At 60.3% G+C, this 20,957-nt stretch carries 14 protein-coding genes, 3 pseudogenes and 1 riboswitch; of the genes and pseudogenes, 11 read left to right on the top strand and 6 right to left on the bottom strand.

Annotation, left to right across the window (positions count from 1 at the left end; translation table 11 throughout):
- The first annotated feature begins 464 nt into the window (after positions 1-464).
- Together BJ6T_RS00095 and BJ6T_RS00090 are read left to right on the top strand one after the other, a co-directional pair.
- On the top strand, positions 465-2,465 hold the full coding sequence (locus BJ6T_RS00095) for a c-type cytochrome (RefSeq protein WP_011082853.1): 2,001 nt from the start codon (positions 465-467) through the stop codon (positions 2,463-2,465).
- 125 nt (positions 2,466-2,590) lie between these two features.
- Entirely contained in the window at positions 2,591-3,823 is a 1,233-nt protein-coding gene (locus tag BJ6T_RS00090; protein ID WP_011082852.1) for a cytochrome P450, read from the top strand.
- Positions 3,824-5,093: 1,270 nt separating this feature from the next.
- On the opposite strand, the gene BJ6T_RS00085 is transcribed toward BJ6T_RS00090, so the two are convergent.
- Positions 5,094-6,223 (bottom strand): IS3-like element ISRj2 family transposase gene (locus tag BJ6T_RS00085; protein WP_085967575.1). Its coding sequence is split into 2 segments (ribosomal slippage): positions 5,094-5,971 and positions 5,971-6,223, totalling 1,131 coding nucleotides; the frame shifts between segments, so codons are not numbered across the junction.
- Between the two features lie 361 nt (positions 6,224-6,584).
- On the opposite strand from BJ6T_RS00085, the gene BJ6T_RS45100 reads away from it, so the two are divergent.
- From BJ6T_RS45100 to BJ6T_RS48060, 3 genes and pseudogenes are all read left to right on the top strand, one after another.
- Positions 6,585-6,896, top strand: coding sequence for a hypothetical protein (locus BJ6T_RS45100; RefSeq protein ID WP_014490253.1), 312 nt, complete (start codon positions 6,585-6,587; stop codon positions 6,894-6,896).
- 23 nt (positions 6,897-6,919) lie between these two features.
- Positions 6,920-7,541 (top strand): annotated as a pseudogene (locus BJ6T_RS49870) (Mu transposase domain-containing protein); the annotation flags it as partial.
- On the top strand, positions 7,541-7,864 hold the full coding sequence (locus BJ6T_RS48060) for an ATP-binding protein (RefSeq protein ID WP_014490252.1): 324 nt from the start codon (positions 7,541-7,543) through the stop codon (positions 7,862-7,864). The pseudogene BJ6T_RS49870 and the gene BJ6T_RS48060, both read left to right, overlap by 1 nt.
- Positions 7,865-8,146: 282 nt before the next feature.
- On the opposite strand, the gene BJ6T_RS00070 is transcribed toward BJ6T_RS48060, so the two are convergent.
- The 3 genes and pseudogenes from BJ6T_RS00070 to BJ6T_RS48045 all read right to left on the bottom strand — a co-directional run bounded on the left by BJ6T_RS00070 (position 8,147) and on the right by BJ6T_RS48045 (position 9,718).
- Entirely contained in the window at positions 8,147-8,680 is a 534-nt protein-coding gene (locus BJ6T_RS00070; protein WP_011082845.1) for a transposase, read from the bottom strand.
- A gap of 334 nt (positions 8,681-9,014) precedes the next feature.
- A pseudogene (locus BJ6T_RS48050) lies at positions 9,015-9,173 on the bottom strand (recombinase family protein); the annotation flags it as partial.
- Positions 9,174-9,538: 365 nt separating this feature from the next.
- Complete coding sequence (locus BJ6T_RS48045; RefSeq protein WP_277996271.1) at positions 9,539-9,718, bottom strand: recombinase family protein; 180 nt, start codon at positions 9,716-9,718, stop codon at positions 9,539-9,541.
- On the opposite strand from BJ6T_RS48045, the gene BJ6T_RS49525 reads away from it, so the two are divergent.
- From BJ6T_RS49525 to BJ6T_RS00030, 6 genes and pseudogenes are all read left to right on the top strand, one after another.
- Complete coding sequence (locus BJ6T_RS49525; RefSeq protein ID WP_018647508.1) at positions 9,635-10,090, top strand: ATP-binding protein; 456 nt, start codon at positions 9,635-9,637, stop codon at positions 10,088-10,090. The genes BJ6T_RS48045 and BJ6T_RS49525 overlap by 84 nt on opposite strands.
- Before the next feature lie 1,267 nt (positions 10,091-11,357).
- The gene (locus tag BJ6T_RS00050) at positions 11,358-11,999 is read left to right on the top strand and encodes a GNAT family N-acetyltransferase (RefSeq protein ID WP_043900134.1); all 642 of its coding nucleotides are present in this window, start codon (positions 11,358-11,360) and stop codon (positions 11,997-11,999) included.
- A 434-nt stretch (positions 12,000-12,433) separates the two neighbouring features.
- Positions 12,434-12,580 (top strand): annotated as a pseudogene (locus tag BJ6T_RS45085) (transposase); the annotation flags it as partial.
- A gap of 125 nt (positions 12,581-12,705) precedes the next feature.
- Positions 12,706-12,876: riboswitch (cobalamin riboswitch) on the top strand.
- 104 nt (positions 12,877-12,980) lie between these two features.
- Positions 12,981-14,924, top strand: coding sequence for a ribonucleoside-diphosphate reductase subunit alpha (locus BJ6T_RS00040; RefSeq protein WP_014490246.1), 1,944 nt, complete (start codon positions 12,981-12,983; stop codon positions 14,922-14,924).
- Positions 14,915-15,988 carry a ribonucleotide-diphosphate reductase subunit beta gene (locus BJ6T_RS00035; protein WP_014490245.1) on the top strand — a complete coding sequence of 358 codons (1,074 nt, stop codon included), beginning with the start codon at positions 14,915-14,917 and terminating at the stop codon, positions 15,986-15,988. The genes BJ6T_RS00040 and BJ6T_RS00035 overlap by 10 nt, the downstream gene beginning before the upstream one ends.
- Positions 15,989-16,275: 287 nt before the next feature.
- A complete protein-coding gene (locus BJ6T_RS00030; RefSeq protein ID WP_014490244.1) occupies positions 16,276-16,533 on the top strand; it encodes a hypothetical protein in 258 nt (85 codons plus the stop codon).
- A gap of 743 nt (positions 16,534-17,276) precedes the next feature.
- On the opposite strand, the gene BJ6T_RS00025 is transcribed toward BJ6T_RS00030, so the two are convergent.
- Positions 17,277-17,870, bottom strand: a complete 594-nt coding sequence (locus BJ6T_RS00025) for an outer membrane protein (protein ID WP_011082835.1) — start codon at positions 17,868-17,870, stop codon at positions 17,277-17,279.
- Positions 17,871-19,162: 1,292 nt separating this feature from the next.
- Positions 19,163-19,414, bottom strand: coding sequence for a DUF7662 domain-containing protein (locus tag BJ6T_RS45075; RefSeq protein ID WP_014490241.1), 252 nt, complete (start codon positions 19,412-19,414; stop codon positions 19,163-19,165).
- Between the last annotated feature and the right edge of the window lie 1,543 nt (positions 19,415-20,957).

Raw genomic sequence — 20,957 nt, 5'->3', positions numbered from 1 at the left:
TTGCCAAACGAAGCCGTTAAATGGTAGCCGCGTTGCTTGGCTCGAATTCGCCGTCTGCATCATCGTGATCGGCGTGGCCGGATGTATGCTCATGGTCATTGCGCCCTACGGAGTCCTGATCTCCGAGTGCGAGCCTATTGCCCTCAGGCGCCCGGCCAATTCCGTTCGCTCGCGTTCCCGCGGATTACAGCCCCCCGATCTCCCACAGCGGACCCAACGTCACTGCAAATTCGATCGCGAGGATGGGATGGCGGCTCGAACAAGAGCTCGTCCGAACGCTCTAGATGTTCTTGTTATGCGGTCAAGTTCGCCCATTCCACAGACCACCGATTGTGACGTCAGAAAGAATAGTGATCGCGTCTCAAGGACGTCAACAGCAGGGGTAAGCCTACAAGATCATGTAGTTGTAGTATTACTGTTTGCACGGCTCTCTGCTGGAGGCCGTTCGCTGACACGGGGGAGCCATGTCGACAGTTACCAGCGCAATTCGGCGCCTTTGGTGGCGACGCTTTCTTGTTCTTCTGGCGATCATCGTGGTCATTGCTTTGATCGCAGTCATGACCAGCTCCCAGCTTGGCGCGACAATCGAAGCTCTGACGCCGCCTGGTCTCCCTGAACCGGTTTCCGCGAGCGAGCAGGTTTCGCTCGATCAGGGCTGGAACGCCGAAGACGCCGATCGATTCCATCATAAAGCCCAGGGCACGCAGACCTTACCGATCCCGCTGTCATGGTTTCTCGCCCTGGAAGCGCCGCTGAACTCGCCTTTCGCTATCCCCTTTTTCAAACGAGAACGGTTTTCTGACAACCGCTATTTACTGCGGTTTGGATTCATAGAGTCTGCCGAAAGCGAGAACAATGAGTACGGTTTGCCGATCGGCTTTGCATATTCGCCGTTTCAGTCGATCCGCGGACTTTCGCGTAAGGAGACTGCCGTTGGATTGACCTGTGCCGCGTGCCATACCGGCCAACTGATCTTCAAAGAGAAGCGCTATGTCATTGAAGGCGGCCCCGCCGTGACCGATCTCGGTCAATTGACAAATGCGCTCCGCGCTGCGCTCGCACAGACCGCTTTGTCGGCAAAGCTACCCTTCTTCGACGGTCGCTTCGGGCGGTTCGCGAAGCGCGTTTTAGGAACCGAGTACAGCGATCTTACACGCGTCCAACTGTCCAAGGAGCTCGATGGAATACTTGGTGCTCTGATCGATCAGCCCGCTGGGATCGACGTCACGGAAGGGTTTACCCGCCTCGATGCGCTCAATCGCATCGGCAACCAGGTGTTCGCACTCGACCCCAAGCGCTACGGCAACTACGTCAACCTCAACGCCCCTGTCAGCTACCCGCACATCTGGACATCGTCATGGTTCGATTGGGTGCAGTACGACGGCTCGATTATGCAGCCATTGGTGCGCAATGCCGGCGAGGCGATGGGGGTTTCGGCGGAGCTCAACCTCACCGCCCCGCCCAAGGGGGGACGTTTTGCCAGCAGCATCCCCTTCGATAATCTGCACTGGATCGAACAACAGCTCGCTGGAAAGGACCTGCCGCTGGTGGCGAAAGCCTTCACCGGACTGAATGCGCCAGCCTGGCCCGACAGCTTTCCTGCGATCGACAAAGCCAAGGCCGCCGTGGGAGCCCAACTCTACGACAAACATTGCAGCGGCTGCCATCTTCCAGCGCTGACGCCGGACATCGTGCACGGCAAGGCCCCGGACGCGGAGTTCTGGAAGAACTTCGGCCCTATCCGCTGGCGCGGTCGCGATGGGCAGGAGAAGCAGACGAGGGAATCCGTACTCAACGTCAAGATCATCAAGCAAAGCCATATCGGCACCGATCCGGCCCAGGGCGACGTGCTGCGCAATCGCACCGTGGACACCGCCGGCAGCGAACTGGCCAGGGCGGGCCAGAGCAGCCCAGGGCTCGGCCTCGACATCGATGTCTGCCAACGGAAGGCTGACAACACGCTGGATACGATCCACCTCTCGGACCATGCGATGCAACTCTACGCGCTTGCGCTCGGCGCCGTGGTCCAATCCGGCATCGACGAATGGCTTCGGTCGACCGGGACGGTCCAAGCGGAGATCGAAGGCGATCGGCCGAACTGTCTAGCGGCAGGTTTCGGCTATAAGGCGCGTCCGCTGAACGGCGTATGGGCGACTGCGCCGTTCCTGCACAACGGCTCGGTGCCGACGATCTACGATCTGCTCAGCCCGGTTGCGGAGCGCCCACAAGTCTTCCTGCTCGGTGAGCCCAGCTTCGATCCTGTCCGCGTCGGTATCGTGACACGGACGGTCGCTCCTGAAGGCAGGACCTACGACAGCAAGGGCTACTTCATCATCGATACGTCGAGGCCCGCCAATCGCAATACCGGCCACGAATTCTCGAACGAGAAGCATGAGGGCGTCATTGGCCCTGCGCTGTCTCCGGAGGAGCGCAACGCAATCATCGAGTTCCTCAAGTCGATCTGAAATTGATTGGGTCAGCTCCAACTGGAGCAATAGCGAAGACCATCTCGCTCCCGCAGGGGGAAAGGTGGACGGAAGCCCGGATCGACCGACCAGGCGAAGCTTTTCGGAGTTAGGGTGCGGCAGCAATGGCGGAACAGAAACAGGGGCCGGCGGCGAAGTTCCTGAAATGGATGATCGCCAAACATCCGGATGCATTGTTCGCATTCATCCGGCGCGTCAGGCCCAACCTGGCGTTGGGCGCCGCGGGGCCGGTGTTCATCACCCGCTTCCCCGACGTGCAGGAAGCGCTGAGCCGCCCCGACATCTTCAACGTCACCTATGCGCCAATGATGGACCCTTCGGTCGGCCCCTTCATGCTCGGCCGCGACTGCACCGAAATAAACCAGCGCGACAAGGGTATCATGCGCGCCTTCATGCGCATGGAGGATCTGCCGGCAATTCGCCAGAAGGTGCGCAGCCTCGCCAATGCGTCTGTCGAAAAGCAGATCTATACCCAGAACCAGATCGAGGTGGTCAGCACGTTGTCGCGCCTGGTGCCCATTCAGCTGACCCGAGAATATTTCGGCTTTCCCGGCCCCGATCTGGCCTCGATGTTCCGCTGGTCGCGCGCGACGCAATATGACATGTTTCACAACCTGGACAAAGATCCGAAGGTGCACCAGGACAACATTGACGCTGGGCAGGAGATGCGCGCCTATCTGACACAACTGCTCCCGCAGCGGCGCGAGCAGCTGAAAAATGGGGCGCCGCTCGAGGACGTGTTCAGCCGCCTGCTGAATAGCCATTTTGACGATTCGATCGGCTTCGCCGACGAACGCATTATTACCAATATGATGGGCACACTGGTCGGCGGGATTGAGACCACATCGGCGGCCATCGTGCAGCTGCTCGACGAGTTGTTCAAGCGCCCGAGGATCCTGAAGGAGGCCATCGACGTCGCCAGCAGCAACAACGACCATCTGATGTATCGCTATTGCTGGGAAGCGCTGCGCTTCAACCCGATCAATCCGTTCGTGGTGCGCCACTGCCGGACCGATTACCGGATAGCCAAGGGCTCGCTGCGCGCGACGACAATCAAGGCCGGCAGCACGGTGCTGATCTCGACCCGGTCGGCGATGCGCGATGGCTTGCAACTGCCGGCGCCGTCCAGCTTCGCGATCGACCGGCCGGAGTCGGTCTACATGCATCTGGGCTACGGGATGCACACCTGCCTCGGCGACCAGATCAGCCGCATCCAAGTTCCGGAAATCGTTCGCCGCATCCTGCAAATCCGGGGCGTCCGTCCCGCCGCGGAGATTGACTACGCAGGAGGGCCGTTTCCAGAGCGTTATCCCATCACCTACGACACGCCGGTCTGAAGGCCGGACTTCCCAGCAACGAGCCGCGAGTACCGATCCGGCCGCTGGCGTGGCGGCCTCTGGCGTCAGCACTAGGTCGGTCGTCGCGAAGTCTCCGTCACGCGATGCGCGTGAGATGCGTGAGGCAATAATCAATCGTGTCGGTGGTGTGTTCCGCTTGCGAAACACATCAATAGATGAGAGGCAGAGCTTCGCATGCGCGGCTACTACATTGGCTTACCGAGGAAATGGTTTAAGCGAACGGAAGCCGTACGCTGAAGCGGGCCTCGGCAACCGGCAGTTATGCACGAACATCGCGCAATCAGCGCAACAGCAATGATACGCTCAAACGGCACCTGCAGGATCACCATTACGCACGACGCCGACGACTACAAACAGCGCATAGCATCGAGCGCTGCTTCTGCTCGCTGATACACTCTTTCGACGCTTGGCACCCGTTATGACAGGCGAATAGGACAGGCGAACCGTAATTTTACCGGCTTCTTCATCGATCTCGCGGCCGCATTGGTCTGCGGTTGCACGCGTTTCCCCGTAGCTGTCCGGATTGGCAAGTGTTGGAACACGGTGTTCTACTTGAAAGAACACCGGCTGAGGGATTTTATACTTAAACTGTCTTTTCACTAAATTCCGGTGGCGAGGCCGCGGGACTGCATCGTCTCGCGGCCCCATTGATTTTTCGTCGTTGAGGTCCGGGCGAGCTCCTCCACCGAATTCCGACTCTTTACTCCCAGAAGGGGTAATCGCTTCGATCGCCCGTTGGCATTCAGACGCGTCAAATTCGGGCCGTCGGCAAGTCCTCGCTGGACAGCATTCCGGAGTATGTTGTCGTGGAGTGCACATGGCTGCTGCCAACCTGATCGACAGTAGCGACAGCGATCGTACGAAAACGCGCTCCGCATCGAACATGGCGCGTGCTGTTTGACGTCCCAAGATGGCTGGAGTTCTCCCATCGAGACAGCTTCGGCCGAGCTTGTTTGGCTTTCTGGCTCTGCCAAAGGGCAGAGCCAGACTGATACAACAAAGTCGGCTCGCTGTCGCGCGCGCCATCGAAAACTGCCCCCTCGACGTCACGAGGAATTGCCCCCTCCTTGGATAGCCGAGGAGAGAGCGAATGAACGAGGAACAGAGCTGGCCCCGGTTGTTTGGACAGCGCCCCGCTGGATTTAAGTGGATTCCTGCCGGGTTATGCTGAACGCGGGGCTTTACGATTTTGTCGTTGCGTCGGGAGGGCGTAGCCCGACCAGAGCGACGACAAAATCGTCGGCGACGGTCATGCGGCCATCACCATAGCTTGCGTGCCGAAGTAAGCCTCGTCGGGCGTGCGCCCGTCAAGGCTCGAGTGAGGGCGTCCCTGATTGTAGAAGGCCAGATACTTGGCAATTGACGCTCGCGCCTCGGACACGCTGTCGTAGGCGCGGAGATAAACTTCTTCGTATTTGACCGTGCGCCAGAGCCGCTCGACAAACACGTTGTCGCGCCAGGCGCCCTTGCCGTCCATGCTGATGGCGATCTTCGCGTCCAGCAGCACATCGGTGAACTCGAGGCTGGTGAACTGGCTGCCCTGATCCGTGTTGAAAATCTCGGGCCTGCCGTGCTTCGCCAACGCCTCCTGGACCGCTTGGACGCAGAAGGCCGCCTCCATTGTGATCGAGACGCGATGGGCCAGGACCCGTCGGCTGAACACATCGACGACCGCCGCGAGATAGACGAAGCCACGCCGCATCGGAATGTAGGTGATGTCCATTGCCCACGCATGGTCGGGCCGCTCGATCTTCAATCCGCGCAACAGGTACGGGTAGATCTTGTGACCCGGAGCCGGCTTGCTCGTGTTCGGGCGACGATAGACCGCCTCGATCCCCATGCGCTTCATCAGCGTCGCGATGTGGCGGCGACCGGCGTATACCCCCTCCCGCCGCAGCAACGATCGCAGCATACGCGCTCCCGCGAAGGGATAATCGAGATGCAGCTCATCGAGCCGACGCATCAAGGCAAGGTCCTCGGCCGAAACTGGCCGAGGTTCATAGTAGACCGTGCTGCGAGCCAGCTTCAGGACCTTCGCCTGGCGCACGATAGAAAGATCATGACCGCGGTCGATCATCGCTTTGCGCTCAGCAGGCCCGCCTTGGTGAGCGCGCCGGACAAAAAATCGTTTTCCAACGCCAGCTCGCCGATCTTGGCATGCAACGCCTTCAAATCGACCGGCGTCTCGGCCGATGTCTTGTCATGCCCAAACACGCCGGCGGCGCCTTCCAGGAGCTGGTTTTTCCAGATCGTGATCTGGTTCGGATGAACATCAAACAGTTGCGCCAGCTCCGCCAGTGTCTTGTCTCCTTTGACCGCAGCCAAAGCAACCTTCGCCTTGAATGCCGGAGAATGCGTCCGGCGGCTCTTCTTCGTCATCTTCGCTCCTGATTCGCAGCAAGAATCCTCGCCGCTGTCAGGCAGAAAATCCACTCAAGCTACTGTCCGAATTTGCGGGGCCAGCTCTAACGAATCAAAGGCTTGTCGTGGAGTAATTCACAGGGGCAGGTGATGAATACGCCGGATGACGTGACGGAGATGTTGCACCTGAGGGTGTGTGGGTGAGGTCTGAAGCGGATTGCGCGCCAGCTGGGCTGCAGACGGTGAAGGACTACGTGGCGCGGGTGGGTGAAGCCTTCAAGTCGCCTGAGCGGGCGAAGCGGGTCATGGCCTTGAAGGCTGGCTGCGCGAGAGGTTCATTCGACATCGCGGCAATGCGGATGCGGTCCGTCACGACCTGTTGGCCGAAAACGGCTTGGCGGTCAGCCGGCGAACGCTGCGACGCGCCGTGCAGCCCTACCGCCAGGCACTGAAGGCCGAAGCTCTGGCGACGACCCGGTTCGAGACGCCCCCGGGGCGGCAGCTACAGATCGACTTCGGCGAGCGTCTGGTCGATATCGGCGGGGCGAAGGTCAAAGCATTTGTGTTCGTGGCGACCCGCGCCGAAAAGCAAGAGCACTGGTTCGCTGGGCTCGAGAGCGCATTCACGACCTTGCCGGAGGAAGTGCTGAAGGACAATCCACGCGCGCTCGTGGTGCGCCACGACAGGTGAGCCGGTCGGTTCAGTTTGACGACAAGCTCATCACGTTCGCGAAGCATTGGGGCTTCCGTCCTCGCGCCTGCGCACCGTATCGGGCGCGCACAAAGGGCAAGACGGAGAATGGCGTCCGCTACGTGAAGAAGAGCGTGATCGCGGGGCATTCCTTCGCGAGCTGGGAGGCATTCGAGACGCATCTCGCCGAGTGGGAGGGCGGGGTGGCGAACGTACGTATCCACGGCACGACGGGCGTGGCGCCGATCACTCGCTTTGCGTGTGACGAGGTACACCGGTCGAAGCCGCTCGGCGTCGCTCGGATCGCCGCGCGAACTGGCCCGCGTCGTCGGCAACGATTGTGCTGTCGAGATCGATACGAACAACTACGGTACCCTGGCGGCTGATCAGCGAGCGCGTGGCGGTGACGGTCGCGGCTGGCGAGGTGCGCATCCACCATGGCATGCGCGAGGTTGCGGTCACAGGCAATCGGAGGATCGCCGGCTGCGGATCGTCGAGTTCGCCCACCTCGACGGGGTTGCCTGTCGCGATGGCGCGGTCTGCCAACCAGCAACCGCGACACCGACAGTGCCGGCGCCTTCACCACTGCCCTCGTTGTTACGTCCTCTTGCCGAATACGAAGCTACGATCGGAGGGAGCTTCTGATGGTGCGTACAAAGAAGGTCACCGAAGCACCAATCGATTGGCTGGGGGCCATGCTGGCGCGCTCGCAGCTCTCCGGCATCCGCGACCAGCTCGACAACCTGCCCGACGAGACGGCGCGCGTGAACCTGTCGGCGCGTGAGACGCTGATCCTACTGTGCGAGCGCGAGGTCGTGCGCAAGGATCATAGACGCAGCCGTCGATCGACCGAAGCAGATCCGCGACCTGGCCGCCGTCACGTTGGATCGCCAACGGCGAGAACGTGCTGCTGCTCGCGCGCTCGAGTCAGGTTCATGCTGCCCACCTCGCTACCCCCTTGGAGTTGAGTTTCTTTTTGACCCGGATCGCCAGACGATGGCCGCCGGAACCGCCGCGCCCTTGACTTGGGGATGTTCCAGATCAACCGCTTTGACCATCCACGGTGCGCCTTTGCACAGCTGCTGCGCAGGCAAGCTCTGTTCTTCGATCAGACGGCGAGCCGTCGAAGGACTGACTTTCAACGCAGCTGGGCGCGCTCGTCCTCTCGGTAGGCCGCGATGGCGTGTTGGTTGCGCAGACTGCGAACGCGGACGCGGACGCGGGCCCAACTGTTGCCACGCCCTGTCGACCTACTGGCGCGGTTGAGAACCGCGGCGATGATGCTGTCGGGCATCTGACGCGCGAGGACACGAACGAGATCGACCACATCCGCCGCGGTGCTCGCCGGTGCGGTTCCTCCTCACCTGCAATGCCGTGTGATCGCCGCCATGCCAGTGGACAATCAAGTCCAGCACCTCGTCGCGCATGCGCACAACGATCTCATTGATGAAGCTTCGGATGATCCTGTTGCGCGTCGCAGCTGTTGCACCCGGACTTTCCCAAGCTCTCTTGAGTTCGGAATCAAGCGCAAGTAACCGATCGCGATCGATGTCGCTCAACGTCATCTCCGGCGTAGCCAACAACGTGTCGCGCTTGCCCTCAAGCTCGCGGACAGCGACCAGGCGTTCGTTCCAGCGCCGCTCCAGCTCGCCGGCAACAAGGCGATTGTCCGAATCGACAGCCTCGTATCGCCGAGGAGCGCGAGTTGCCTCGTAGCGTGCCTGCTCCAGAGTCAACTCGAGCTGACGCAGCTTGTCGGCGTGTTCACAGCCGCGCGCTTCCATGGCCGCCAGCGCTGCCTGTATACCCAGCGGCTGCAGCCGCGCGATGACCTCCGCGCTGATCGCGCGATCCGCGCGCAGACCGCCTAATGAGATGCACGGGTCTCCACCATGGTTGATCTGGCTACCGCGGCAATGATACCGCCCGACAGTACTGTGCGTACCGCTGTAGGTAACGTGAAGTTTGCGGCCGCAGTGGCCGCAACGAAGAACCCGCGAGCCGGCCTTCGCCGCTGCGAACCGAGCCTCGACTCATGAAGCGTTTTCCGTTGGCGTTGTCGGTGATCAGGCCCTGATTCTTCTCGAACTCCGCCCACGTAATGTAGCCCTCATGGTGGTCCTTGATCAAAACCTCCCAGTCGTTGCGCTCGCGCCGGAAGCCCCGCACGATCCTCTTGCGGCCGGCCTCGATCGTCACCCGACTGCCCGAGCGCCCGAAGACATAGGCGCCAGCATAGGCGGGATTGGTCAGGATGTGGTAGATCGTATTGTACACTGGTAACTTCCATTCGACGTGGCGGCCCTCGGGGCCATGGCCGCCCCCCGGGCAAAGTGATTCGCTCCTGCCGTAAGCAGAGGTGGACCTGGCGCGGTGTCTGCATCTCGGCAAACTTGGTGAACACGAGTGCGAGCGCCTCCTGAATGCGCCGATCAGGGTCCTTGTCGATCCGATCGTTGGAGACCTTGAGATAGCCGATGGCGACGTTGAGGAAGAGCTCACCCCTGCGTGCCTTCTGCTCCAAGGCTTCAAGCGAGCGTTGCCGAACGATAGACAGCTCCATCTCGCTCATCGTGCCTTTCATGCCAGCAGAAGGCGATCGTTGGGATGGCGAGGATCGTCGACGCCATCCTCATCGACGATCAGTGTTCCAACGAGCCCGTAGAACTCCAGGAGCGTATGCCAATCCTGCCGTTGCGCGCCAGCCGAGAGGCCTCACTCGAGACCACAGCGCCAACTTGCCCTTCGCAAATGGCGGCGAGCAGCTTCTCGAAACCGGGACGCGCGGTGCCGCCACCAGAGCGACCGAGTTCGTCGTCGATTGCGGCCACCTCGCTCCAGCCCAGCTGCCGGGCAAGGTCGGCCAAGCCGTACTAGCGGCGCTCGCTCTCGCGGTTGTTGATGACCTGGTCTGCCGTCGACTGGCGAACGTAGACGACGGCCTCAAAGCAGATCCGCCGCTTCCGGTGGATCGTCTACTGGAGGCGCGTCTTCTTGCCGCGATCCTCGACCGGCTCCTGCACCACCGCCACGTGCTGACGATCCGCGGCGACAGCTACCGACTCCGCGCCAAGAGTGGCTTCATCAAACCGCCGACCGCCGGTGACGGCCGTCCGGTCGGCTCCGCCTCCCTCCGTCCCGTCACCGGCGGAAGCGACCATCAAACGTCCGATGGTGGGGGCAGTTCTTCATGACGAAAAGGGGCAGTTCCGGATGGCGTTCGACAGACTATGCTCAAGGTTGAACCCGGGCCAACTCAGCATCAAGGGCGGATAGATCCCTACCTATTCTGGGGAGGTCTTCGCTACATTGCCTTCTGATATGCTGCCCCGACGACTACAGTTTTCCAAGACAGAACGAAACAACATGACTCACCACGTGGATCTCGGACCTGGTGTGGCAAGCATACCAGCGCCAAGAAATCTTCCAAACCGTTCCGATCAGGGAGTGAGTTGGAACAAGTCCTACGAAGCCATCAACGCTTGTGGCCAAAAACCTCTTTTACGAGAGTTACTCACGCAACTACGTCAGCCTGCTGTCTTTCCCACTATGGCAAGGATCGCGGCGGATACAACTGACCTGGGCGTCAAGTACGACGAGGGCACGACAGCAACGTTTTCGCTCGATAGAGCTAACGCCGTTGTGCGAGCGATCGACACGCCTGACGATCAATCAATGCACGAAAGCTCTCGCGCGATCCCAAGTTGCGTTGTTCAGTAGGTCGACGGCGGCAGCGTCGTGGTATCCAGTCCCGTTGCCTTGATCCGACAATCGCGAATCGCGGCGATGATGCGCCGAGACAAGAACATCAAGGAGCGCGGACAACATGCGATAATTGGAAAGCCGCTGTACTACGCATATGAGTCTCGCAGACGAAAGCTCTCTCTGCCGGTGACCGCGGACACGACGTTGGCAATGGAGGTTTCGCACTTAGCATGTGTTTTGACCAAGAAACTTACGAGAACCGCTCAATACGAGACGAGGTGATGATTCCTTGCCTAGTCTGGACCTCGACGCGCGACACTTGGCTGGCTGTTTGCTCGTGCCGGAGCCCGGTTCAGGCAGCCATCGCCCGATGTTCGCCATGCCCTGACTTCTTCGCACTTGCAATATCAAAGGCGTCCTCATGTCATTCCCTTCGCGGACGGTTGCAGGCTGCCGAACCGTGTCGACCTTGAGAACGTCGGAGCTTCCTTGGGAAGGGCGGGGCGGGTTCCAGATAGGGCGTGGAAGCGCAGAAGCCCGCCAGGAATATGTAGATCCAAGCATTGCCTACCAAGGAGCCTTCGTCCGAAGTGGCCGTCAAAGTCAGCCGTCTGAGACAGGCGGAGATCTCGGAAGGGAAACCAAATGCACCCGGCGAGTCCCCGTCGGTGCATCCATTCCGCTCACCGTCAGATGTGTCGATGCCATGCTCCTCCTTGGAAGGCCAATGCCAAAACAGAGCCCCGAAACGACTTCATGACAGAAGAATCAGATATCAGATCTGCGAACGCAAACATTCGTGCAAGCACTGTCTGGACAATTGTGCTCGGCTTTGCCGCGGATCCGTTGATGCGTTGGAGCTGGCCTGACCCAAGGCAATACCTTAGAAGCATGCCTCAGTTCATTGACGCCTGTGGGGGCCGAGCATTTGCACATGGCACAGCCTACGTCGCGGGAGAGATTCGTGGCGCGGCCCTGTGGCTGCCTCCCAACGTGCAGCAAGATGAGGAGGCATTGGATGCAATCATGGCGCTATCCCTGCGCCCGGAGATTACCGAGGATATGGCACACTTGCGGCGGAGAATGGCCGAACATCGTCCCCACGAGCCACATTGGTATCTGCCACTCATTGCCGTCGATCCGAACTGGGTCGGAAAAGGGCTTGGCACGTTGCTGATGAACTACGCCCTTCAACGATGCGATGAGGACGGCATTGTTGCCTACCTCGAAAGTTCGAACCCTGAAAACATTCCCTTTTACCAACGTCACGGCTTCAAGGTCGTTGGTGAGATACAACACGGTTCTTCGCCGCCGCTCACGCCAATGTTGCGAACGGCTTCATTCCGACCCAGCAAGGCCGCGCCGCCGGATCGGCTCGTCACCCAGACTCAAGCATAGCTCCGCCTCATCCCGTTAGGATTGATTGCCAATAACCTGACATGACCGCGTTCGGTCAGGACGGCTTATGTTCGCGGCCAGACAACTGAGCACGTGAGGCGGACGCCGGGCCTGCGAAAAGCATACCAATCGTCTCTTCGGCAAAGTTGGCACGTCTGATGTGAGAGCTGGCGGGGTCAAATCCACTAAGCTGGGATATTGCCACGGGCGGCTGCATCGATTTGCGGTCGGGCTCCAGACAATTTTTGATCTAAGGCCACAGAAAGCGATGAATGGCGAGACGCGTATGGCTACCGAAACCCGATCCGGCCCAACTCAATTCGCGGACCGCGAACCGATCGATGCCAACATTCAGGATGTCCAGGGTTGCTGTTCCCCTGTTGGAGAATTTGCGACGCCACTTCCAAAGGTTTGAGCACATCTTGGCCGATCGCAGGCGCTGGGTCGTCGAGCGCACCTTTGCGTGGCTCGGCAGATGTGGGCATCTCTGCAAAGACTTCGAAGGTTCCGCCGCTACCGAGCTCGCCTGGCCGCTCGTCGCCCATCTGAGGCTCCTAACTCGCCGATTGGCCAGGCCTTGAGACATCTATGTTTTTTGAGTGAGGCTCTCAGGACAGGCGCTCGGCGAATTTCGAACCTCGACCTCGGGGCTGCTCCAACTGGTTAACTTGACTGTGCCGTCTTGACGAGTCTGGGCAAAGGCTTCTATATGTGGTGTCGTAGTGGTTTTAAATTCGCATATATGGTGGCACGGTGTTAGGGGGGAACCCATTGTGTCGGCAGCGGCTATTCCGAGGCATTAGCGCGACAGCGCTGGGAAGGCCGACAGCCGCAGCGACCCGCGAGCCAGGAAACCTACCGCGACAGAACCCATGTCCTCGGGCGGGGTGCCCGGTGGGTCGCTTGCAGCCGGGGACATTTGCCCGGTCCCCTCGCAAGTCGTCCGCACGGTCCCAGCCCCCAAATATCACGGGGTTGCCGATGTCGGCGTCTTACGATTTCGATCAGTATGGTCATCTCATTGAGCTGCCGAGTGTGCGGCAGCCCTCAGCGCAGGCAAAGCCTACCACACCTGAACTGTGTCTTGTGCAGCCCCCAGCATTGCCGGCTCCCCTGCCGAGGCCCCCCGCGCGATCGCCAACTCCGTCTGACCTTTCGCTCGATCGGTCGCGCGACGACCTGCTGACCTCGTTTGGTAGGCTGACGCTGACCGACCGCTATCTGCTCGCCGGCGAAGGCCTCCAGGACATGTTCGCCCGAGTGTCTTGCGCCTTCGCGGACAATGTTGCGCATGCCCAACGTCTATATGATGCGATGTCTCGGCTGTGGTTCATGCCGGCCACACCGGTGCTCTCCAACGGCGGCACGACGCGCGGCCTTCCGATCTCGTGCTTCCTTAACTCAGTGTCGGACTCGCTCGAAGGCATCGTCGGCACCTGGAACGAGAACGTCTGGCTTGCTTCCAATGGCGGCGGCATCGGCACCTACTGGGGTAATGTTCGCTCAATCGGCGAGAAGGCGAGGGGCGGCGTCACCTCGGGCATCATCCCGTTCATCCACGTCACGGACGGCCTCACGCTGGCGATCAGCCAGGGCTCGTTGCGGCGCGGCTCGGCGGCGGTCTATCTCGATATCCACCATCCCGAGATCGAGGAGTTCCTCGAGATCCGCAAGGCGTCTGGTGACTTCAACCGCAAGAGCCTCAACCTACATCACGGCATCAACGTCACCGACGAGTTCATGTGTGCCGTGGGCGCCGGCACCGCATTCGCTCTGCGCAGCCCGAAGACTAACGAGGTCGTCCGCGAGATCGACGCCCGCCAGCTGTGGCAACGCATCCTTGAGAACCGGCTGCAGACCGGCGAGCCTTATCTCTTGTTCATCGACACCGTGAACCGTGCGCTCCCCAAGCACCAGCGCGAGCTCGGCCTCGAGGTCTCGACCTCCAACCTGTGCAGCGAGATTACCCTGTCGACCGGCATCGATCATCGCGGCGAGGAGCGCACCGCGGTTTGCTGCCTGTCGTCGCTCAACCTCGAGACCTGGGACCAGTGGAATGAGGAGCCCGGCTTCATAGAGGACGTCATGCGCTTCCTAGACAACGTGCTCACGCACTTCATCACGGTGGCGCCGGACGGAATGAAGCGTGCCCGCTACGCCGCCCTGCGCGAGCGCTCCGTTGGCCTCGGCGTCATGGGCTTCCACTCGTTTCTCCAGGCCAAGGGCATTCCAATGGAGGGTACCTTGGCCAAGTCATTCAATCTGAACATGTTCCGAAAACTCCGTCGCGAAGCCGACGCCGCATCCGTGGCGCTCGCTCGCGAGCGTGGCCCGTGCCCGGATGCCCTGGAACGCGGCGTGATGGCGCGCTTCAGCCACAAGATCGCAATCGCGCCGACCGCCTCGATCAGCATCATCTGCGGGGGCACCAGCGCCTGCACTGAGCCGATCCCGGCCAACATCTACACCCACAAGACGCTATCCGGCGCCATCTCGGTGCGCAATCCGCACCTCGCTAAGGTGCTGGCCGCGAAAGGCGCCGACACCTCGGCGACCTGGGAGTCGATCATCGCGCACGACGGATCGGTCGCCCATCTCGACGTCCTGTCGGAGCACGAGAAAGCGATCTTTCGCACCGCCTTCGAGATCGACCAGCGCTGGATCGTCGAGCTTGCCGCCGACCGCGCCGCGTTGATTTGCCAGAGCCAGTCGATCAACCTCTATCTGCCGGCCGACGTCGATAAGTGGGACCTCCACATGCTGCACTGGACGGCGTGGAAGCGTGGGGTGAAGAGCCTCTACTACTGTCGATCAAAGTCGATCTCGCGCGCGGCGTTCGCCGGCAAAATTGCCGGGGATGCAACGCCGACGCAGCAGCCGGCGCGGCAGCGCACCGACTATGAGGAGTGCCTCGCATGTCAGTGATCGATCTATCGCGCGCCGATCCGCGCACGTTGATCGGCAAGGGACGCGTCGGCCTCCTTGACTCGACCGGCAGCTACGACGTCGATCGCTATGCCTGGGCTTACGAGTTCTGGAAGCGCCAGCAGCAGACCCACTGGATGGGCGAGGAGGTGCCGCTCGGCGCCGACCTCAACGACTGGGCTTCGGGCCGCGTCACCGACAGCGAGCGCGCGCTGCTCACCCAGATCTTCCGTTTCTTCACTCAGTCGGACATCGAGGTCGGCGACAACTATTTCAAGCGGTACATTCCGATCTTCCAGCCACTCACCGTCCAGATGATGATGGCCGCTTTCACTAACATGGAGACGGTTCATATCGACGCCTATGCCCTGCTACTCAAGACGCTCGGTATGCCTAAGACCGAGTTCGAGGCATTCCGCGGCTATGCGCAGATGCGCGCCAAGGCGGACTACATGCACGAGTTCGGCGTCGACAGCGTGGCGGATGTCGCCCGTACCCTGGCGATGTTCGGCGCCTTCACCGAAGGCATGGCCTTGTTCGCCAGCTTCGCCATGCTGCTCAACTTCCCACGCCACAACAAAATGAACGGCATGGGACAGATCGTAAGCTGGTCAGTGCGCGACGAGAGTCTCCACTGCGAGGGCATCATCAAGCTATTTCACGAATGGCACCGCGAAACCGGCGCGGTGACGCGCCCCGTCCGCGACGACATTGTCGACGTAGCCAAGACCATGGTGAAGCTGGAGGAGAACTTCGTCGAGCTCGCCTTCGGCCTTGGCAAGATCGAGGGGATGCTGCCTGAGCATATCCACGCCTACGTCCGCTACGTCGCCGACTGGCGACTGGCCCAACTCCGGATTGCCCCGGTCTTCGGCTTCTTCGAGGCGAAGGAGGGCGGGTTCACCCAGCTCAAGGCGCATCCGCTGCCGTGGCTCGTCGAGATTCTCAATGGCGTCGAGCACGCCAATTTCTTCGAGCAGCGCGCCACGGAGTACTCCAAGGCGGCGAGCCGCGGCAGCTGGGACGGCGAAGACGGGGTGTGGGCGACTTTCGGCCGTATCTAGCCCATTTTATTCATGCTAGCGGCATTGACAGCGGCAGGCGCCGATAGTCGTCGCCGTCACCCGCCAGCATGACAAAGGCATAGAACCGGACCTCCTCATCGTGGCGTCTTGATTGCAGCGCGACAAAGCCGGACACACAGATGGTTTGTTGGGTTAAGCCGGTACATGCGCTCCATTGCTGATGGCGGCTAGGGTTTACAGTATTTCCGCAGGTCGGTGAGGTGGGTCTCGTCAACCACCTTCATGAAGTCAATCAGCGCAACACGGCTACGCCCTTGAGCAGACGAATGTTCTCGATGATCGCCACGGCCGCCCCCCTCTTAGGGCTAGAGGGGATTACTATCACGCAATCGGAAGTTGTAAAGAGGGGCAACCCTGTCAAAGGGGGTCATCTTCATTGCAGCCCGGTCGGATCAGGCAAACCGATTTGTTCTTCATCCCCCTTCGCGTTTGATTTCGTCGCCGACCCACTGGCGGTCTTCCTCGGCCGTGGCTTCGCGGAGGTGATCTACTACGAGCAGACGCTGGCAATGCGGCTCGGATGACAGCCGCGTTTCTGTCCTAACACAAGAGTTCCGCTTCAGCGCTGCCGATCCACCTCTCGAGATTTTGCATCCGCTCTCCGAGGCGCTCCCAATTGATCCGCGCCAGCGGGGGTTCGGCAGGCTGATCGGGCGCAGAGATCGGCAGCGACGATGACGCAAGCCATCACGTCGTCGACGTTATGTCCCACCCTCGCACGAGCGCCGCTTCGACCGCTCGTCGGCCTTTCGTCCGAGGTGGCCAGTGCGGCCTCGACCTGGTCGACCAAGTCGTAGCACGAAGGTGCGCCCGGCTCGCACCTCGGCTCGCATTTCAGTGCGCTGCCTGTGCGATGAGCGTGCTGCGGCCGACCGGAACGATTGTAATCGATGACCTGTGTCTCCCTAAGCGAGGGCCGGGTTAACTACGACGGTCGACAAAACTATTTTTGCCTCATCATTCTCCGACGGCCGGAAAGCCGACGGTGATGCAGGTGGAGGCACGGGGCCGGGAAATCGGCGCAGCCAGCCACTAAGCGGCTGGCGTTCGACCACGGCAGCACGCTTGAGTTCGCCGCGATCTCGCCGTGGCGCTGCGTCATAACCAGATCAGCCAGATTCCTTTGAACCACGCCTAACCAGCTCGAGCCGATGTACCGACAAGAAGCCGATAGCGCTATTGATGCGAGTCCCTGTTGCCAAGGTTTCTATGCCGCGATGCGGCTCAGGATATTGGTGCGAACCCGCGCCATTTTGGCGAAGATCGATCAATAGGTCGTGGCGATCACGCCACCCCACCGGTAGTTCACACGGACCAAGCCGATATCGACGTCCTGACCGATACGGGCAGTCCCTGCAAAAGTGCCCACCGGAACACCCACGAGTCCGGGTGAAAAAAAGAAATCCACATCCCGACGACCCATGAACAGGTGGTCGTATTCAACGCCGATGGACCAGTTCGGAGCAAAGCCAAATTCAAGGCCCGCCCCTACCGTGCCGCCCCAACGAGTTTCGCTGCCGTTGTCGATAGTGAGCCCGGTCGCAAAATCGGAGACCCGGTATTTGTCACGGACGACTGCAGCCCCACCTCTTACATAGAGCAGCACGTTATTCCAAGCATAGCCGACTTGGCCCGTGAACAGGCCGAATGCATCAAGCGTGGAGTCATCCCGGACGCCTGCGAAAGCAAGGTTCGCGTTGGAGCCCTTGAAATCGGCCCAATTGCCCTGCGTCTCCAGACCGAACACCGAGTTCGCTATTTGCCAGCGGTAGCCGATGTGACCGCCCACCGTGCCTCCCGTCGCATGATGGCGCCCCATGCCAACGGGCGGAGCGACGACCACGCCGCCGGCGTTGACCACGTCCCAGCACTGCCGACGTAGAAGCCGCTCCAATCATAGATCGGAATGACCGCCGGAGGCGCTTTGAAGTAAGGCCGCGCGGCCGGATCAACGGCAGAGGCAGGAGCAGCCAGCGTGTTGAGGGCTACCGTGCCCGCTAGCAATTTTTTATTCTTCTGAATCCCAGTTTCGAATTCGACGCCCCCGACGGGATATTGACGACGATTGCCACGTTTCCGCCACCTCCATCAACTGCAAGGGTTGGTAGTTGACGGGGTCGCAAGCGCCGCCTGAGCGGCCGGTCGATGGGCAAAGTGCATGTCGGGTCGGTCGCGGATGCTGTCCGCCGACTGTTGATTAAGTGGCTTGACCCGAAAATGTCTAATCGCGGTTACCCGTCCTGCGCGGCTTCGAGCACATCAGCATGACAAGAGTCAGCGCATCGACAGCGAGTCAGTTTCCTGATTGCAGCTGCTCCGCGTGTCCTCGTTCCGCCCGTATCGACCGTTCGTCGGCCATTGGATGCAAGTGTTCCCGCTTACGGCGAAGCTTCGACGGACGAGCCGCATTCAATCCATTTCGTTCCGGGCGGACGATGCATCCGCAGTAAGACGGAGGCGTGTGTAGGGGCCGGCGATAAGGCTCGGCGCCGCATCTAGTTAAGAGTCCAGAATTTCTTGCTGCGGCTGGCCTTCTCGATCACGGCCAGTACCCTCTTCGATACATGAAATTTGAGCCGCGAAACAGGCCGAGCGACATCCCGAGAACTGGCTATTCCAGGAGCTCTCACAGAACTCCCAGCCGAGTTCGGTATTGAACGACTGCGCTCGGAGCGGCCGACTACGGCACCCATCTCCAACAGCCACGTGAGCCGGTTGCTGGAAGACCGGGCGCCGTGTCGTCTTCGCCTTCATCGTCACCGAGTTCGATGCAGAAGCTGCAACGGCGCAGTTCGGCAAGGTCGCCGATCCGCTCCGTCCCAAACTCGAAGCGGCGATGATCCCTGAGTGCGCTCTCGCGCATCCGAAGCTGAGCAAAGGCGTCAAACGAACGGCGCCTTCGAGAGCTATCGCACGCTCGATCCCGTGGCTCTGCTGGCGGAGATGAGGGACGCCAAGATCGAGCTCGGCACGCGTATCGGCGCCCGGCCGCCCCTTGCTTGCTGCCAACGGAGGGAGAGGCTACTGCGATAAGAAATATCATGTCTTGTCGATACGGGCTTAGTCGTGTCGCGTGATCGTTTTCATTCACGACGCATCCTCGATTGTCGAATTAGCGAACCAGGTTCAAGGCATTCGCTTTTGCGGAAAATGCTACCCCCTGCGCCGAAATGTTACTGTCCGCTGCAATCGATTTGGTTCGGCTTGATACCCCGGAACTGTCCACGCAAGGCTGTGACTGTGATTTGTTTTGACGGGGTCTTCGTTGGCCCACCACGCATCATATTCATACGCTGATTTCGGGAGGGAGCGACCGATAAGCATCTCGATGTCGGCAAAGGTCATCTTGAGCGAGGCAGAGCTGTTTGCGACCAGCTTGTCTCTCAAAGGGTTATAGATCGACATCGGGCTCCCCCATCCAACGATCTCATATTATATAGCCAATCCGGACTTTTCGTCACCAATTGCGGATTTTGTCCGATATTTGTCGGTTTTCGTTCGCAGCGGCACTGACGCCGCCGCGACATCATGTCGAGCAGCAGCCACGTCTGCGCCGAAGGCAGGCGGACGTACCACCTTTTACGGCCCTGAACATCGGCCTGAGCGGCTCTCGAGCAATGAAGCTACCGAAACGATATAGCCTATCCGGAGACTTTCGTTCATCTCGATGTGTTAGGCCCGCTGGCATTGGCATATGTTCGAAGAAAAGCGCGAAGCCGTGCCTGCCATTGAGATGCCGGTTTCGGCTCTTGTGCTACAGCATCGCAAGTGGGCCGCCGGTCGGGTGGAGATATCCTCCGGTGGCCCTGACGGTCAGTTTCAATGCGCTGTCATGCTTTTAAGCGGCTAGCGTGGCCGCCATGGATCCGACAGGTGCATGCAGACGCTCGCCCCGCAGCACAGGGGAATTGCGGCTTTACCAGAATTAAGCAGCGCCTCGATGAGGCGACCCAAGCCCAGCAACAGGAACGCTGGTGCTTGAAATCGCCCTCAGGCCTCGGAGCTTCTCGGCGGCGCTCCAACTACTGAGAGCCTCGTGTGTTAGATACGTCGCGGCCAATTCATTCCAGGATCTCACGACCTGATTCCAGCTCTCTTTTCGGGCGGGCAAGAGCTCAAGCATCCTTTGCGCCTTGCGGGCAGCGGCAAACCTCCCGTCTCGCGTAGCGTCTTTCAGAATTCTCCGCACCAACACTTCGGTTCGCTTCCATCCGGCGCCCGTCGATCTATCCTCGGCCAAGGAAGCGAAGTACACTCGAAAGGTCAGGGCACGTTCGGCGGCGATGCCCGATGCCAAGCTTGGCTCGTTCAACCATCGGTAAAGAGACTCGAGCTGCTCCGAGTCGCCGAGCGTGAAAGTGTCATCATCCCCGAAAACCAAGAATGTCGCGAAACCGGCGATCTCAAGTTGCATGCCCAAATCTTGTGAGTCCAGCCAACGGGTGATTGCTTCTAGTGGAGACATAGCTTTGCTCTCCTGTGGGGTTGATCGCGATTCAGCCCGGAGGACACCGCGCGGGTCAACTACAAGAATTTGTAGCTGACGGAAATAAAGAGCTGTCAGGCGTGCCGCCGCTATGGTGTTTCTGCATTGAACGGAGGGATTTCCGAAGGACGGCTGAGCAGCGCCACCCCGCGCCGACGACTTGCAAATTCCGAGCCTCGTTACTCCAAGAGGCGCTTGTTCGATTGGAGAAGATTCGGCGGCTTGCGATATCCGTTGGAACATCAAGGACGAGCCCAACCCCGACCAGCTCGAAGGAATTGACGCTCTGAAGCACGGTCGCTAGGGCAAGGTTGTAATCTTTGAGGCGATCAGCGAACATGACGGATGTGCGGATTGACACTTCGACGTGGGAGCGCGAGTACGGGAAGAAGCCAAGCGGGCGCCGCTATCGGCGCTTCCGGATCATATCGCCCAGTATTGCAGTCAAAGACTATTAATTAA

The sequence above is a fragment of the Bradyrhizobium japonicum USDA 6 genome (assembly GCF_000284375.1).
GTDB classification, from domain to species: Bacteria; Pseudomonadota; Alphaproteobacteria; order Rhizobiales; family Xanthobacteraceae; genus Bradyrhizobium; species Bradyrhizobium japonicum.
This window is presented reverse-complemented; position numbering and strand designations above follow the sequence as displayed.

Excerpts from the sequence above, each read along its gene's own strand:
- BJ6T_RS00095 (WP_011082853.1), top strand. The coding sequence starts at position 465 with ATGTCGACAGTTACCAGCGCAATTCGGCGCCTTTGGTGGCGACGCTTT.
- BJ6T_RS00090 (WP_011082852.1), top strand. The coding sequence starts at position 2,591 with ATGGCGGAACAGAAACAGGGGCCGGCGGCGAAGTTCCTGAAATGGATG.
- BJ6T_RS48060 (WP_014490252.1), top strand. The coding sequence starts at position 7,541 with ATGGTGCGTACAAAGAAGGTCACCGAAGCACCAATCGATTGGCTGGGG.
- BJ6T_RS00070 (WP_011082845.1), bottom strand. The coding sequence starts at position 8,680 with ATGGAAGCGCGCGGCTGTGAACACGCCGACAAGCTGCGTCAGCTCGAG.
- BJ6T_RS00050 (WP_043900134.1), top strand. The coding sequence starts at position 11,358 with ATGACAGAAGAATCAGATATCAGATCTGCGAACGCAAACATTCGTGCA.
- BJ6T_RS00040 (WP_014490246.1), top strand. The coding sequence starts at position 12,981 with ATGTCGGCGTCTTACGATTTCGATCAGTATGGTCATCTCATTGAGCTG.
- BJ6T_RS00035 (WP_014490245.1), top strand. The coding sequence starts at position 14,915 with ATGTCAGTGATCGATCTATCGCGCGCCGATCCGCGCACGTTGATCGGC.
- BJ6T_RS00030 (WP_014490244.1), top strand. The coding sequence starts at position 16,276 with ATGTTCTCGATGATCGCCACGGCCGCCCCCCTCTTAGGGCTAGAGGGG.
- BJ6T_RS45075 (WP_014490241.1), bottom strand. The coding sequence starts at position 19,414 with ATGTCGATCTATAACCCTTTGAGAGACAAGCTGGTCGCAAACAGCTCT.